This is a genomic window from Oscillibacter sp. 1-3, from assembly GCF_000403435.2.
Classification (GTDB): domain Bacteria; phylum Bacillota; class Clostridia; order Oscillospirales; family Oscillospiraceae; genus Oscillibacter.
In genome coordinates this window covers 1-16157 of the sequence record NZ_KE159711.1, presented here as the reverse complement: position 1 = coordinate 16157, position 16157 = coordinate 1, and the positions used below count along the sequence as shown (strand labels likewise).

Genomic DNA, 16157 nt, shown 5'->3' with positions numbered 1-16157 from the left:
TCAAGTAAATAAGGGCATATTCCATAGACTCAATTCGTAACACCAATCTGAAAAGGGAGAAGAAAACTGCCGTGAAGTTTCTGTGACATTTCTGTAACATTTTCATGTTATCCTATAAGGGAAAGGAAGTGAAGCCATGAGGCTTTTAGTCGTTGAGGATGACCGCCTTTTGAACAATACCCTTTGCTACAATCTTTCGGCGGCGGGCTACACAGTAGATGCTGCTATGTCAAAATCAGCGGCAGCTAATTTCTGTGAAGCGCAGGACTATGATCTGATCGTGCTGGATGTCAATTTGCCTGATGGAAACGGCTTTGATTTCTGTACGGAAATCAAAGAGCGTCGTCCTGATACCGCCGTGATTTTCCTGACCGCAAACGATATGGAGAGCGATATGCTGAAAGGCTTTGAACTGGGAGCAGACGATTATGTGACGAAGCCGTTTCCGATCAGCGTATTCCGAAAAAAGGTTTCGGCCCTGCTGGGCCGCATTGAGAAGCAGACAGGCGGCGATTGCTACACAGACGGCACATTATCCATCAATTTTTCGGAATTGACCGCCACCCTCGCAGGGGAGCCGGTTATCTTCACACCGATGGAATACCGCTTGCTAAAGGTGCTGGTGAGAAATCCGCAAATCGTTCTGACCCGGCAGGTACTTCTTGAAAAGCTGTGGGACGCAGACGAAAACTTTGTGGATGAACACGCGCTGACCGTTGCGATCAGCCGCATCCGGGGGAAAATTGAAGTAGACGGCCTGCAATATATCAAGACCGTCTACGGCATGGGTTATATGTGGATTGGGGGAATGAAAAAGTGAATGGAGATAAACTTTCCATCAATCGTGCCTGTGCAGTTGGGGCAGCTTTTTTAGGTTTGCTCTCCATTATGACCATTACAGCGGCTTTTCTCTTTACCAGAAATCCGGCAATCGTGTGGCTGGGCCTGTTGTTTATCCTGCTGGTGTTTATCTGTGTAGTTTTTTTCGTGGCCTTTTTGCGCCGAAAGCTGGTGTTATTTTCGGACAGGCTGTGCGAAACAATGGATAATATGCTGGACGGGGCATCGGCCCTGCCGCAGGTCTATGAGGAAGAAAACCTGTTTTATAAAATCAATCACCGGCTTATCCGCCTATATGAAGCTATGCGGGAGAACCGGGAGAGCGTAGCAAAAGAGCGGGCCGATTTGCAGGAATTGATCTCCGACATTTCCCATCAGGTAAAAACACCCATTGCAAATCTCAAAATGGTAAACGCCACTTTGCTTGAACAGCCTGTGACAGAAGAAAAGCGGCAGGAATTTCTACAGGCATCCAGCGGCCAGATCGAAAAACTGGACTTTCTTATGCAGGCCATGATAAAGACCTCCCGCCTGGAAACCGGTGTGATCTCGCTGGACAGAAAGATGCAGCCGATTTACGACACTTTGGCGGCGGCGCTGGGCGGTATTCTGCTGAATGCTGAAAAGAAAACAATTCAGGTCAGCGTAGATTGTCCATCCGATATACTGCTGGCCCATGATAAGAAATGGACAAGTGAAGCCCTGTTTAACATCTTGGATAATGCTGTGAAGTATACGCCAGCGGGCGGCGCTATTCGGGTGTCCGTTCAAAGCTGGGAGCTGTATGTGAAAATTGATATTGCGGACAGCGGCAAGGGTATCGCGGAGAGCAGACAGGGGAAGATCTTCAAACGCTTCTATCGTGAGGAAGAAGTACATGATGTTGAGGGCATCGGCATAGGGTTATATCTTGCCCGTGAGATCGTCACCATGCAGGGCGGATATATCAAAGTAACTTCGGCGGTGGGCAGCGGCTCTACATTTTCTGTATTTCTTCCTCGCGGATCATAATTTGTAATCCGATCAGGATTGGGGGGAGTTTGAACATGATTGAAACAGAAAGCCTTATTTTAGATAAAGCAAAGTTTTCGGATTGGGCGGGAATGTACCACAATGTTTGGTCACAGCCGGAAAGCGCGAGATATATGGAGTGGACGATTACCACAAGCGAAGAAGCCGCTAAAATAAGAATCACGAAAACCATCATATTTCAGAAGGAGCATGACACTTATTTGGTTTATGAAAAAACAAGCGGTAAGGCGATTGGGTTTGCGGGTGTAGAGAAAATCGAGCCTTTCATATATCAGGAGGCCGGAATATGTTTGGGGCCGAACTATGTGGGGAAAGGATTTGGCAGGCAGATTCTTCAAGGTCTGATTCAATATTGCAGAGAACAATTTGGCGCAAAAGAGTTTATCTATTCAGCGAGAGATGAAAACACAGCTTCCAACCGATTAGCAAAGTCATTCGGCTTTTCATTGATTTCTTCAGCAGCTAAAACAGACAGCAAAGATGGCCACCAATATAATCTTTTGCGATATAGTTTGAAACTATAAATTTGTGTGGACATTTTGCTTCAAAAACCTTACTTGCTTTCAAGTACGGCCACTATAATAAAGGGGGACACCTAAATGTCAGAATTGCACGACATTCCACTCATCTGCAAAGCAGGCACGTACAGCCTCGCCGGTTTCAGCAAGGACATTGACTGTGACAACGCGATTTCCTTTGATTATGACGCGCAGTATCAAATGCTCACCTATGACATTCCTGTCGGGAAGGACTGGCGTGGGATGACGCTGTACAATGTGCCGGAGGACGATCTCATCCGGACACTCCGTGCCGTCTATGGTAAAGATGGAGCACTCCAGAACATCACCGCCATATTGGGCGGCCATGAGACGCTTTTGTACATCCGCTATGAAAATGAGGAACACGCCAGACAGGAAATCCGGAGATTTGCTATCCAGAATGCAGATGCCATTATTGAACAGATTCGACAATGCACAGATGTTGTGGCAAGGCTTTTCATTGAGTATTATTGTGATTCCGATAACATGGATTACCACGCCGTGATTGGCACAGCGGATCAAATGGAAGCGGTAAGGCAGAAATACCGTGACGAGGATTCCTGCAACTGTGCCGGCAACTATCCGTCTGAAAACATCGAAGGCGATAACAAGAGACTGATTACAATGGTGCGCTGTGCTATGGGCCATCCATGCGAGAATTTCCAATATGCTGTGGAAATTATGTCAAAACACATTGAGGAACACGCATTATCAGCGATAAACAGGACGGCGGATTTCAAATATATCTGTGCGGAATATGATTAAGAAAAAATGCGGCCTGTGACATTTCTGTGAGAATTGGCTGTTATGATAGCAGTATCACAGAAAGGATGGTGCAACCCATGAGCATTTTGCAGACAACTGACCTCAAAAAATACTACGGCACAGAGCCGAACATCACAAAGGCGCTGGACGGTGTGACCCTCTCCATTGAGCAGGGGGAATTTGTCGCCATTGTGGGGACCTCCGGCAGCGGCAAGTCCACTCTGCTAAACATGATGGGCGGTCTGGACGTGCCCACCTCCGGCAGCGTTCAGATCAAGGGCAAGGAGCTGTCCGAGCTGAACGATGAGCAGCTTACCATCTTCCGCAGGCGCAACATCGGCTTTATCTTCCAGAACTACAACCTTGTCCCTGTCCTGAATGTCTATGAAAACATTGTCCTGCCCGTGGAGCTGGACGGCGATACGGTGGACAAAAAATTCATGGATGAGGTGGTGCGCCTGCTGGCCCTGAGGGACAAACTGAACAGTATGCCGGGCAACCTGTCCGGCGGACAGCAGCAGCGCGTCGCTATCGCCCGCGCCCTCGTTTCCAAGCCCGCCATCGTTCTGGCAGACGAACCCACCGGCAATCTGGACAGCCGGACGAGCGGCGATGTGCTGGGGCTTTTGAAAGCGACCAGCAGCAAATTCCATCAGACGCTGGTGATGATAACCCATAACAACGAGATCGCCCAGCTTGCCGACCGTATTATCCGCATTGAGGACGGCAGGATTTTTGAGTAAGGGGGCACTGACGATGAATGACATTTTATTCGGCAACAACAACGGCGCGGTAATCAAAAAGCTGTCAAGCCGCTACTTCAAGGCCAGCAAAAGCAGAAATATCATTGCTATTATCGCAATCGTTCTGACAACCATACTCTTTACCACGATCTTCACCCTTGGGTCTGGCCTGATGGACACCGTTCACGATCAGAACATCCGCAAGGCTGGCGGTGATGGGCAGGCGGTCTTAAATTATATCAGCGATGAAGTTTACAATGATATAGTGGGAAATCCTTTGATTGACCGTATCGCCTATACCAAAGCGGTATCCTACCGGCTGAAAAATCCGGGCTTGGAGCGTTGGCGGTCTGACCTGTGGTATATGGATGCTACCGCTCTGGAATTTGCCCGCTACACCCCCACAACAGGTCACCGGCCCGAAGCGGAAAATGAGATCATCGCAGACACAAAGACGCTGGACGCCCTAGGTGTACCGGCGCAGATCGGGGAAACCGTTTCTCTGACCTATGAAGTAAAGGGGAAGTCATATACCACCGATTTTACCCTCTGCGGCTTCTGGGAAACAGACAGTTTGAGCAACATCGGGCGGCTGATCGTATCGAAAGCCTTTGTGGATACTCATTCGGATATTTTGACCTATACCTATCCAATGGACAATGATTATTCTGGCATTGTCACCGCCTATGTGATGTTCAGAGGGACAGGCGATATAGAGGCCCAGCTCCATCAACTGCTTTCCGAAACCGGCTATACCTGCGATACGATGGGCGGCAGCAAGGAGGACAGCAATTATGTGATCGCCCGTGTCAGTCCGGCCTATCAGAGCGGCGCATTAACGGACAATCCCGCTATGCTGATTTCCGGCATCATTGGCGTTGCGCTGATTATCGTAACAGGGTACTTGATTATCTACAACATTTTCCAGATTTCTGTCATTCAGGATATACAATCCTATGGACAACTGAAAACGCTGGGGACAACAAAGCGGCAGATCAAGCGGCTTATCAACCGGCAGGCGCTCCGGCTGTCCCTAGTTGGTATTCCCATCGGCCTGCTGGTGGGCTTCTTCATTGGCCGGGCCTTGGTGCCTTTCCTGATGAACGGAACGAGTTATACCGCAGACGCCGGTATTAAGGTAACGGTAAACCCTCTGATTTTCATTGGTTCCGCCGCTTTTGCCCTTTTTACTGTCTTTGTCAGCGTCCGCAAGCCCGCGAAGATCGCCGGTACGGTTTCGGCAATCGAGGCCATCCGCTACACGGAAAATGATACGGCAGCGTTTGGAAAGCGCAGGGCCAAGGACAAAAACTCGACCCACGGCGCGAAGCTCCACTTTATGGCGCTGGCAAACCTGGGCCGCAACCGCAAACGTACTGTGCTGGTGATTGTGTCCATGACATTGAGTTTGGTGCTGTTCAACACGATATTCACCCTGTCCAGCGGCTTTGATATTGACAAGTATATCGCTAAATTTTTAGATACGGACTTCGTGATCTCTACCGCAAGCTATTTCCAGTTCCAATTTGAAAAAAGCGAAAGCGACCTTTCGGAGAGCTTTATTGAAGCTGTCAAACAAAATGATAGTTTTGAGGACGGTGGCAGGCTCTATACCTCCCGTATGCTGGAAGAACCGTTTTCCACGGAACACAATGCCTTTTCCAGCTATAACAAAGACCAGAATGGAAATCCCCTTGTAGCCCTGTATGGCGCGGACGATTTTCTGTTAAACGGCATGGAGGCCGTAGAGGGAAGTATTGACCTGGAAAAGCTGAAAACGGGACAGTATATTCTTTTGAGCGTGGATTGCAACGATGATGGAACGGTCATAGAGAACCCCAATATCAGCGTGGGTGATACAGTGCGGATCAACCATCTGAAAGCGGAGGAACTTTCCACCACCATTACAGACAGCTATGACTTTATCATCATGGCAAAGGTTCGGGCCAACGAGAACACGGCCACCACCCGCAACACAGGCGAGTCTCGGTTCTATCTCCCGACAGAAATCTTCCTGCCGCTGTGTGATAACCCCCATCTGGTCAGTTTCCCCTTTGATGTGAAGGAGGGAACGGAAGCAGAAATGACAGAGTTTTTGAACAGCTATATCGACAGTGTGGAGCCAAGCATGGATTTTGAATCCAAGGCAACCTATACCAGCTCCTTTGACGACCTCACTTCCCTTATCATCACCATCGGAGGGGCGTTGAGTATCATCATCGGAATTATCGGCATCGCAAACTTTGTCAACTCCGTCCTGACAAGCGTTATCACCCGCAAAAAAGAATTTGCCATGCTGCAAAGCATTGGCATGACAGGAGAGCAGTTAAAGCGTATGCTCTCTTTTGAGGGGCTGTATTACGCCCTGGGAACGATTATCACATCGGCTGTCCTTGGCGTTCTGTTTTCTGTGGTAGTCGTGCGGGGGATTTCCAGCGGGATTTGGTTCTTCACCTATCAATTTGTCATGTGGCCCATGTTGGTGATTTATCCGTTTCTTATCCTCCTGACCGTGGCGATACCGGCGCTTTTGTACCGGCAAATTGCTAAAGTCAGCATCATAGAGCGGTTGCGGCAGTGATGAAAACAGGTTTCCCTGGAAATTGAACCATTCAACAAACAAGGAGCGATGTAAAATGAAGAAAATATTGAGATGGGCGGCGTTATTGGCTATGCTGCTGATACTTGCGAGTTGTGCTGGGAAGGAACCGGCAGAGCCTAAGTGGGAAGAACCCCTTTACCGCACAGTGGTTTATAACAGCGGAGAAGATGAAAGCGATGCAAAATATTTGGAAATCGCACAGCGCAGCCAGAAACTATTGTCTTTGCTGGAGGAAAAAACAGGTGCGTTTGTCATGGACGCATACAATTATCAGACGATGGATGATGAGGGTACGCCCCTATATACTATGAATACGCCAGAAGTCCCAATCGAAATCGCTCCCGCTGGAATGTCTATACAGGTGAGCCGGGAATATTTCAAGTGGAATCCTATTGAAACAGAAGATGGTTTGGAATTGGAAAAACAGCTTGTACTGGATGATTTGACACTGAATCTGTTAGTGCCGAACCAGTACCGTGATATGGAACAGGAGATATTGGCCGCCTGGAGGAAATACTTTTATTTTGAAAAAGTGGAAGCCGAGAATAATTACAATGAAATGGCCGGTAAAGAAGAACGGCTGGACATCACAGAAGATCAACTGACTGTGAACATAATATTTGTAAAGGACGGACAGCGGTACTTTACTTATCGGAGTGACTGTGCATCTGCTGACGGAAGCTGGATCACCGATCCTCTGGTACAGATTTATACCGGAAATATTCACTGCAACTATGCTCACAGCTTTCTGACGCAGTGGACATATATTCCTTCGGAAGCAGGTTCGCCAGAAAAGGCTTACGAAGAAATTACTCCCTATATTTTAGAATGTGAAGCTCAAGAGAGTTTGAAGGAAGTGCGTCCTCTGCGGAATCAGTAAGATGAATTAGAACGGTGGCATTTCTTTGATATTTGTGGCTTAGCATGCCGAACAGTACGGTTATAGCAACAAATATTTTTTTAGTTAGTACGTTCGCGGGTATTCACACCAACCAAAAATGGAACGGGTGAACTTCTTAAAAGTACACTAATCAGCCGGGGAACCTATCCAGCGCACTCCGCAAGGGCCAGGATTTCCCCGGCCCTTTTGCGTTTACGGCCCTTTTCCTCCGGCTCCAGATAAAGAGCCTGAAATTCCTCGAAGGATACATTGAACTCAATATCCAGCTCATAGCCCCGCTTGACGCGGACGGCTTTCACAAACTGAGCCACAATCATTTTCTTTGCTTCAAGGGAACAGTTGTCATACAGCTCGGCCCAATTCATCAGCTGAGTGTATTCCTTCTGTACCTGCTCGGCGCAGGACACGGTTTCCCGTACTTCCAGTTCTGCCGCCTGTATCTGGCTTTCCAGCTCCTTCAGTTGGGCGGCGGTTTCGTCCATCAGGCTGTTCAGCAGGTCGGCGCTGAAACGGCTGTTGCCCTGGATAACTTTCAGTGTCTCGGCTCGTAAATCCTGATAAGCCCTCTGCTTCTGTTCGTACTCGTCATGCAGGCGCTTCGCTTTCATTTTGGCAAGGTCAACTTCCCGGCTTCTCTGCTTCGCAAGCAGCGTTTGGGGCGGGGCCTTTTGGATTTGCGACAGCTGGATGCGGATGATCTGCTCCACAAGGTTGTCCAGCTTTTCAACACTGAAAGAAGTCTGCCCGTCACATTTCCCAGGGGCGAATGTCCTGTTGTAGCACTTATAGCTGGAACAGGTGCTTGTGCTTACAGTGCCGTCCTTCTTCTGATACTTGTGGCCGGAGGTTGCCAGCATGAGACGTGCCCCACAGCAGCCGCAATAGACATTTCCCACCAAAAGGGACCGGCCCCTTGTAGTGAGGGGGACTTCTCTTTTTTGCACCTTCCGCTCACCGGCGATTTCCAACGCCCTGAAAAACAATTCCTCGTCAATGATTTTCAGGTCTGGCAGCACTTCCGATTTACTGTCGCCTCTGTGGATCACACCGATGTAGATGGAGTTTTTCACGGCCCTGTTAATCATGCCCACGGTCACTTCGCCGCCGTCCTTCCTTCGTATGCCCTGCTCCCTGAAATAGCGGCAAAGACGGAGCGCCCCGTAACCCTCATAGACATATTTCTGAAAAATCAGCTTGACGATCTCCGCGTCCTCCGGGTCTATCACGAGGTCTCGCACGTCCTGATTTTTCTTGTTCATGCGGCCTGTCTTTTCGGCCCGGTAGCCAAAAGGCGCGCGTCCGCCGGTAAAGTGGCCCTCCTGGGTCAACTGTTCAATCCGTGTTTTGACACGCATGGAGGTTTTGATACTCTCCCCGGACGCCTGCCAGTAGCGGATGTAGTTTAGCAGTTTATCAACGTGATTGTCAAATCTTTGTTGGCCCTCCATGGCGCTCCATACTTCGATGTTCTGCTTGACGAACCACTCTACCACAAAAGGCGTTTCATCGTCCCTGCGGCCCAGCCGGTCAAACATGAACACCAGCAGGATGTCAAACCTGCCTTGCAGGGCCAGCTTCTGGATTTCCTGAATAGCGTCCCTGTCCTTTGCGGACTTCTTAAAACCGGATACGCCCTTCTCGGCAAATTCCTTGACGATTTCCCAGCCAGTTTGTTTTTTGCCAAATTCCCGGCAGTATTGCTTCTGCATGGGAATATCGTCCTTCTCTACCTGTCCCACAGAGGACACCCGGTACAGGCAGACAACCCGCCTTACATTGTCTCGGGCTTCTCCACCAATGACGCCGCTGATATTCTGTATCATTTGCTCTGCCATAATATACTCCTCACTTTCCGAGTGAACGGTGTATATATGGCGGCCAGAAATATTCTGTTTTCAAGGTGCCGTCTACTACACCATTATTATCTCATATTTCAACAAAAAATGCAAAAAATCAGCTTTTCCCGGCAGTCGCGCCAGCAATCAGCGTGTCCTTGATACGTTTGACCGCAGACGGGTTTTTCTGCCCGCTGTATCTGACAGTGACCTTACAGCCGCCAATATAAACCACTTTCGGCTGTTCTGCGGATCGATCTGCTCTCTTGGAAAAATTATCCCTCTCCATTGCACGGCCTCCTTGTAGAAAATGCAGGGCTGCCCCCGGCTGTCGGACGCGGCCCTGGTATGTCAGCCGGACCGGAGATATTGCGTCATGCGGCAATATACCGGCCCGGCTGTTTCGCTTGGAATAGGGAAAATGATGCTCCCGTTCTGTTTCACCCCCTGTTTCATAAATTGCCGTTCTGTCCAAAGTCGTTCCTGCCCCTGGTTCGTCAGCGGCGTATCATCCCCCAGGCACGCAGACGGCATACTCAAAAGGGTACATATCCTCTTTGGTCGGTCATTCCGTTTTCAAGGTGCATGGGCCGGACTGTCGCCAGTCCGCACGGACGCGCCGGGGACGGTGCGCCCGTGCCGCTTGGCGGCGTGTCGAAATGTGTCTCAATTTGAGCCGCATTTCTCTGGCCCCGGCTGGGGCTTTTCACCCCAGCCGGGATAGGTTTTTTGGGAAGCTATGCCTCCCGCCGCCGCAGAAACGCAGCAGCCATATCCAGAAACATCCCGTTGGTGGGCTGGTATGTCAGGCGAGTACCTGCCACCTCGTCAAAAAACTCCCGGTTCCCACGGCTCCAGCAGATATGGATAACAGTACGCAGATTGCGCTCCACAACACTGGGGGAAACATTGAAATGTCTGGCTGTTTCCGGGTAAAGGTATTTTGTGACCTTTGTAACTGCGGTCGGGTCCTGTTCTGCCAATTCGATCATATGGACGGCATACCGAAACCCTTTCAGGTTCCCGGTAGCGCTGAGACTTCTCAAAAGCTGTTCTGTGTTCATTTCTACCTCCGACTAAAGCCAATCGTCCACAATGTCCAGCAGAGTGGCGGGGGTAACGCTGTTCCGGGAGAGCTTGTCCGCTAAAGTGTAGATACGCTCCGGCTCCGTGGTCAGATCAAAGGCCAGGGACTGTGCCCCGCTGTTTTTCTCAATGACCTTGATCCCATACTGTTCCGGTTCGCCGTCTCTTACCAAAATGAAGTAGTCCAGGGCCAGGGGCCGTCCGTCCTCCGCGTGGTCCAGCTTGGATGTATAGGGAATATCTCTCATACTGCCGCCTCCTTGGTGATTATGTTGTAGGGGCTGTGGCCGCTCATGCGGCCCGGAACGCCAGGATGCCGGTAATCAGCTTGATTTCCAGCCTGCGGCGCATAGCCTCGTCCACGCAGAGATAGGTATTGCCATACTCGTCATGGAGCTGGCGCATGGCCAAACGGGTGATGTAGCCCTCATAGTGCCGCAGGACGGCGTTCACAGCGTCGGGGTCGCCCTCGGATGCCGCCCGGATGGTGGCGTAGGGCAGCAGGCGGCTGTGGGGCTTGCTGTTGCGGCGATAATTATTCATACTCATATCCCTCCATCAGTTTTCTTAGTTCTTCCAGGGTGTTGGTGCGTTGGTACTGTACGGTGGAGCGGTTCATCTGGAGCCTTTGGGCGATCTCGTCGTCCTTCATTTCCAGCAGATAGGCCAGCAGGACGATACTCCGCCGCTTCAGGGTCAGAGCGGCCAGCGCCCGGACAAGGTCGGCGTCCTCAATCTCAAAGTCCATATCCAGAACGGTGAACACCCGGCGTTCCGGGGCGTAGCGGTCTGTGCAGCAGAGACTTTGCAGCTCCCGCTGGGTCAGTTCGGAAAAGACTGCTTCCCGTTTCCCCTGGCGGGCATACTCCAGATGGATGTTGACCGCCTCGTTTTTCACCAGCCGCTTGCAGTAGGCGTCAAAAGCGTGCCGCTTGTTCTGCTCCATGCTCATGCTGTCACCCCCTTTTCCGGGAGGGGCTTGTTTTCCCCCTCTATCCTTATTACAAGTGCCAGGGGGTGTTTTGCCAAACTTTTGGAAAGAATTTTTTTATTCGGCGAAAGAAGATACTCCTCGACAGTTTTAGCGGCAGCGCGTTGACCGTCCCCTCTGCAAAAACGCTCGTTTTCTGTCGAATAGAAAGAAGCCGCCGCCCCTTGTTCCGGGGCGGCGGCCTGTTCTGCCAGCGATATGTACTTGACGTGGAAAAATGAAAAGCGTTTCATGGTGGTCGTCCTTTCTTCTGTGTAAGGACAATGTACCACTCGTTTCTAACACTACTCTAACAATGCGCTAACACCGCTCTAACACATATCGCAAGTTTCGACACAATACGCGGTAAAGCAATAGCCAACCCGATAGACTGTTTTGATATAGACCGGGTTGATCGGGTCCGGTTCGATAGCCTGCCGGAGTAAACGGACCGGATGGGAAACACCTTGATTATAGCTTCCCTCCATCCCCCAGGCGTGTTCACATATTTGCTCAGAGTTCAATACAATGTTGGGGTTTCGCATGAAGTACAGGAGCAGCGAAAATTCCCGTGGGCGGAGATTTACCAACCTTCTGCATACTTTCACAATGCGCCGGGCCGGGTCTATAAATATATCACCCATTTGAAAAGAAGAAGTCTCTGTACGTGCCGGGTCATTGTAATGATTATATTCCGTATATCGCCGGAGCTGGGCACAGGCGTGATTGGCAATCGCGGCAAAAGGCGGCTTTCCTGAAATGCACATATCAGCGCCAAGCTGCACCATGTTATTTATATCTTGCTCCGGGGTGTCGGACAGGACGATAAGCGGCACAAAGCTGATGTGCCGAATATCTGTCAGCCAGTCGGCTTGCTGGATTGTCCGCAGATAGTCCAGACCAATAATCAGCAGATGGAATACTCGACGCTCCAATAAGCGGTTTGCCTCCCGCGTGGTCAAGGATGTAGTGAAGTTCAAATCATACTGGATGATTAAGTTTTGCAGGGCCGCAACCAATTTATCAGACAATCCCACGGTCAATACGCTGTATATCATGTCGGATAGTCCCCCCTTTCTTTCCAAAATGCGTCTCAAATTGAGACATATTTCTACAATTTTTGCGGAAATGCTTATATTGAAAGCGGGACGGAAAAACACCGTCCCGCTTTCGTGGTACTATGCGTCTTTCAAGAAAATACAAGTTTTTTAAGCATCGGGCTCCCGATTCTCAATAAAGTTTTTCAGCATCTGCGCCACCTGCGCCCGTGTCGCCTGCCCCTGGGGGCCGAGCAGCCCATCGCCGTAGCCGTTCAAAATGCCGTTCTCCACAGCCCACCGCAGGGCCTCCAGCGCGTAGCCGCTGGCCTTGTCCGCATCGGTAAAGTGCAGTTCCTTATCGGTAGCGGCGGGGCTTCCGGCGTACCGCCAGAGCATGACGGCCAGCTGCTCACGGGTGATGTTGTCATTGGGGCCAAAATTCCCGTTTCCGTAGCCGCCAATAATCCCCCGGCTGGTGGCCCAGCGGATGGCCTCGGTGTACCACGCGCCCTCCGCCACATCGCTGTATTGCAGCAGGTAATTGACAACCGGCCTGCCCTCCTTGTTAAAGAGGATTTGAGCAAATTGGGCGCGGGTCAGGTTGTTGTTGGGGCCGAAGGTCCCGTTACTGTAGCCGTTCATCAGCCCATTCCGCAGCACATAGTCCACCGCCTCGTGATACCAAGTCCCCACGGTGCCAAGGTCTGTAAAGCCGTGGGAGGGGCAGTCCGCGCCGCCATCGCAGGGCTTTTGCGTATCGTCCGGCAGAGGAACAAAGGATGCCTTTACCGTTACGGCCCTGCTGGGCATAGTGAAGGTGTATTTGCCGCCGCCCTGGGCCGTCAGCTTGATTTCATTCCCCCGGCTGTCGGTGACGGTCAGGGTGTCCAGCACATAGCCGCTGTCCGGGGTGACAGTCAGGGTGACAGTACTGCCATTGCTGGCATTGGTGCGGTTGGAGGTCACTTTGCCATGTTCCGATTTCTCTACGGTGACGGCGTAGGTGCTGGAACTCCAGCCCCCGCCGCCGGAGTTGCCGCCTGGATTCGGCTGGGGATTGGGCTTTGTGGCTGCCTGATAGCCGATGGCTACCGGGGACAAGCTGCTGAACTTACATTGCAGGCCGTCCGCTGTCGGTGTATAGGCCAGAGTCTCCATTGTCCCGGCCTGCGCGCCGCTGGAAATGAGGTGCTGGACGGTGAAGGTGTAGCCGGTGGCCCCGGTCCCCGCCGGGTAGGGCAGGACCGCCGTCACGCCCTCCGCCGGGAAATGGTTGGGATCGACGTTGCGCCACACGCCGCTTTCGTCCTTGTACTGGAGGGTCACATCGAACACCGCGATCTGCTCTCCCACATTGGACATCACCTCGGCCACTCTGGTCCGCAGGGCGGTTTCGATCTTCCCCGGCGTATTGAACTGCTCATTTGTTTTCAGCGCCTCCGGGACGGTGGACAGCCCGGTTTCCACCTCCAGCCGCAGCTCGTGGCCGTCGTCGTCCTTCTGATCCAGCGGTTTCTGCTCCACAGGATTGATGATAAATACCGCTGTGGCCGTTCCTGTGTAATTGCCTTTGCCGGTGAGGGTGACGGTATATGTACCCGCTTCCGTTCCCTCCGGGATCGCGGCGGTGTAGTCCACGTCCGCCGTCAGCGGGGTCCCATTCAGCGTCACACTGGTGATGCCGGGGCGGTGGGGCTGGCCGTCGTACTTGAACGCCGTATGGTCCAGCACGATCACAACACCCATAATGGGAGCCGGGAGGACCTGGATCAAGGCGGTTCCGGTGACAATGGCGTAGGTTTTGTTATCATCTGGCTTGAAGATCCATGCCGCCGCATAGTTTTCCTGCACAGCAGGCCGGTTATCCGGGTTGCTCCACTCAAATTTACCGGGAACAGGCGTTTCACCGTCCTTCATGTTGCCGGACAGGGTAATGGAGCCGAGGGCTTGCCCATAGGTGAGGGTATTCCCGCTCAGGTTGGGTCCGCCGGTGGGGATGATCTTGTTGACGCTCCGCACGTCGAGGGTGGCGGTCATATCCTCGAAGTTTTGGGTATGGATGGTGACAGTGATGGTTCCGATTTTAGTTTCGCTGTCGCTCTCCACCGCCTTAATGGGCAGGGTGAGGGTCTGGCCGTCAATCATTGCGCCGCTGTCGTAGTAGCTGCCCAGGCTGACCGTACCCAGCTCGTAGGTGACGGCGGTGCTGCCCAGGCTTATGCCCTCCGGCACATCGGGCCGCAGAGCGCCCAGGCCGTAGGTGTAAGTATGCTCCTGCTTATTGGCAACCGCCAGATCGCCGGTCTTGGGGGTGAGGGGCGCAGCTTTGCGGATGGTCACGCTGGCCGGGACCGCTCCTGCGGGCCGGGTCACAGTGTAATTCTCCGCGTCCGCGCCGGTGAGGGTCATTGCGGGCAGGGTGAGGTTGGTATAGGTTCCCGCGTTGGAGCCGTTCAGGGTTCCGGTCAGGCCGGTGGTATCAACGGATACATCATCGCCGTTCAAAATCCCGGCCAGCGTCACGCCGGTGATCTCCACCGAATTGGTGCCGTCATAGGCCCTGCCCTCCGCCGTTGCTCCGGTGGCGGTCAGCGGGGCGGGAAGGACACTTAAATAGCCACTTTCAGACATGGTCTCGCCATCCGAGCCAGTCCACGTTACGCGAGCATTCCACATGTACTCACCTACTGCCAGCGTCTCCGGCAGGGTAAAGCTGGCTCCCGTCCCCTCGGCAGTGCTTCCATTAAGGGACCAGCTAAAAGTTGCCCCCGGCAGGGTGGAGGAACAGGTAAGTGTGATGGGCTTTCCATATTGCATGGTTTGGACGTGGGCCGGTACTGTGAACGTGCCATCCGTTTTCGTATAGCCGCAGTTTTCACAGCTGCGCCGGATGGTAACAGCGTTCTCATTATGTTCCGGCGTCCACGAGCCGTAGGTATGCGCCTCTGTTTTGGTCCTGCCGCAGAACTGACAAGCAGTGATGTGATGCTCCCCGCCGCTGTCGGGCGTATAGGTGTACTGACAGTCCTCCGCAGCTCCCGCATACCCGCAGGCCAGACAGGTCATGGCGTGGGTTTCCGCACCTTCATTCGGCGTGTACTCGCAGACGCCCTCGCCGGTATGGTTGCACTTCTTCACCGTCACTGTGCCGGTCAGTTCTTTGTCGTCCAGCTTGCCCGTAATGGGTTTGATGCCGCTTTCGTCAAAATAGGCGTACCGGGTGTCGCCGCTGTGGGCCAGCAGACCGCCGAGGGTGAGAGATGAGGATTGGCTCGTTATGACAATTGCCCCCGCCGTCCCGGAGTATTTTCCACCTGAGAGTTGAACAGACTGTGCATTGCTGACGGCCAATCCATAACCGCCGCCTGTGTTCTGTATGGTCACATTTTCGGTGACGGATAGAGATCCGCTCTCATCATTGACATTTACACCAGCAGATTGCGATCCCCCACCGGTAAAGGTTCCACCTTTCAGCGTGACATTTCCCCCCACATCAAGAGCGGTGTTGCTTGCAGAAACAACCTCGCCCGCACCCTGAATGGTCAGATTTGCGTTACGCCAAATGCTGATAGCTGTTCTACCAGTGCAGGTGATGGTATGCCCACCCAGGTCCAGGTTGCAGGTGATTTGGATGTCGAGTACTGGTGTTCGCGTCACATCCTTCAGCAGCGTAATGGTCGCGCCATCGTTTTCCGTTTTGAACGCATCGTCCAAATTGCCCACATAGGTGGTGGTGCTGCCATTTTCAATCTTCGCTACGGCGGAGATGCTGACATCCACCGTCCCCGCGCCGTCCGCCATATT

At 52.2% G+C, this 16157-nt stretch carries 16 protein-coding genes; 7 read left to right on the top strand and 9 right to left on the bottom strand.

Annotated features, from left to right (window positions below):
* Positions 1 to 136: 136 nt before the first annotated feature.
* From C816_RS18390 to C816_RS18360, 7 genes are all read left to right on the top strand, one after another.
* Positions 137 to 820 carry a response regulator transcription factor gene (locus tag C816_RS18390; protein ID WP_016323912.1) on the top strand — a complete coding sequence of 228 codons (684 nt, stop codon included), beginning with the start codon at positions 137 to 139 and terminating at the stop codon, positions 818 to 820.
* Positions 817 to 1851, top strand: a complete 1035-nt coding sequence (locus tag C816_RS18385; protein WP_040656189.1) for a sensor histidine kinase — start codon at positions 817 to 819, stop codon at positions 1849 to 1851. Before C816_RS18390 ends, C816_RS18385 begins: the two co-directional genes overlap by 4 nt.
* A gap of 35 nt (positions 1852 to 1886) precedes the next feature.
* Complete coding sequence (locus C816_RS18380) at positions 1887 to 2396, top strand: GNAT family N-acetyltransferase (RefSeq protein ID WP_016323910.1); 510 nt, start codon at positions 1887 to 1889, stop codon at positions 2394 to 2396.
* A gap of 75 nt (positions 2397 to 2471) precedes the next feature.
* Positions 2472 to 3176, top strand: a complete 705-nt coding sequence (locus tag C816_RS18375; RefSeq protein ID WP_016323909.1) for a hypothetical protein — start codon at positions 2472 to 2474, stop codon at positions 3174 to 3176.
* Positions 3177 to 3253: 77 nt separating this feature from the next.
* Positions 3254 to 3919, top strand: a complete 666-nt coding sequence (locus tag C816_RS18370; RefSeq protein ID WP_016323908.1) for an ABC transporter ATP-binding protein — start codon at positions 3254 to 3256, stop codon at positions 3917 to 3919.
* A 13-nt stretch (positions 3920 to 3932) separates the two neighbouring features.
* The gene (locus C816_RS18365) at positions 3933 to 6500 is read left to right on the top strand and encodes an ABC transporter permease (protein WP_016323907.1); all 2568 of its coding nucleotides are present in this window, start codon (positions 3933 to 3935) and stop codon (positions 6498 to 6500) included.
* A 55-nt stretch (positions 6501 to 6555) separates the two neighbouring features.
* Complete coding sequence (locus C816_RS18360) at positions 6556 to 7401, top strand: hypothetical protein (RefSeq protein WP_016323906.1); 846 nt, start codon at positions 6556 to 6558, stop codon at positions 7399 to 7401.
* Between the two features lie 164 nt (positions 7402 to 7565).
* On the opposite strand, the gene C816_RS18355 is transcribed toward C816_RS18360, so the two are convergent.
* The 9 genes from C816_RS18355 to C816_RS22090 form a co-directional block, all read right to left on the bottom strand.
* Positions 7566 to 9257, bottom strand: a complete 1692-nt coding sequence (locus C816_RS18355) for a recombinase family protein (protein WP_016323905.1) — start codon at positions 9255 to 9257, stop codon at positions 7566 to 7568.
* 118 nt (positions 9258 to 9375) lie between these two features.
* A complete protein-coding gene (locus tag C816_RS23975; protein ID WP_016323904.1) occupies positions 9376 to 9546 on the bottom strand; it encodes a hypothetical protein in 171 nt (56 codons plus the stop codon).
* Between the two features lie 448 nt (positions 9547 to 9994).
* Complete coding sequence (locus C816_RS18350; protein WP_016323903.1) at positions 9995 to 10321, bottom strand: sporulation initiation factor Spo0A C-terminal domain-containing protein; 327 nt, start codon at positions 10319 to 10321, stop codon at positions 9995 to 9997.
* Between the two features lie 12 nt (positions 10322 to 10333).
* Positions 10334 to 10591: a DUF6514 family protein gene (locus tag C816_RS18345; RefSeq protein WP_016320909.1), complete on the bottom strand. Its 258-nt coding sequence runs from the start codon at positions 10589 to 10591 to the stop codon at positions 10334 to 10336.
* Positions 10592 to 10634: 43 nt separating this feature from the next.
* Complete coding sequence (locus C816_RS18340; protein ID WP_016320910.1) at positions 10635 to 10886, bottom strand: helix-turn-helix domain-containing protein; 252 nt, start codon at positions 10884 to 10886, stop codon at positions 10635 to 10637.
* Positions 10879 to 11295 (bottom strand): RNA polymerase sigma factor, encoded by a 417-nt coding sequence (locus C816_RS18335; protein ID WP_016320911.1) that lies wholly within the window; start codon positions 11293 to 11295, stop codon positions 10879 to 10881. Before C816_RS18335 ends, C816_RS18340 begins: the two co-directional genes overlap by 8 nt.
* A complete protein-coding gene (locus tag C816_RS18330) occupies positions 11292 to 11567 on the bottom strand; it encodes a hypothetical protein (RefSeq protein ID WP_016320912.1) in 276 nt (91 codons plus the stop codon). The genes C816_RS18335 and C816_RS18330 overlap by 4 nt, the downstream gene beginning before the upstream one ends.
* A gap of 78 nt (positions 11568 to 11645) precedes the next feature.
* Positions 11646 to 12371, bottom strand: a complete 726-nt coding sequence (locus C816_RS18325) for a winged helix-turn-helix transcriptional regulator (protein WP_016320913.1) — start codon at positions 12369 to 12371, stop codon at positions 11646 to 11648.
* 150 nt (positions 12372 to 12521) lie between these two features.
* On the bottom strand, positions 12522 to 16157 hold a 3636-nt coding region (locus C816_RS22090; RefSeq protein WP_016323902.1), incomplete at its 5' end, for an S-layer homology domain-containing protein.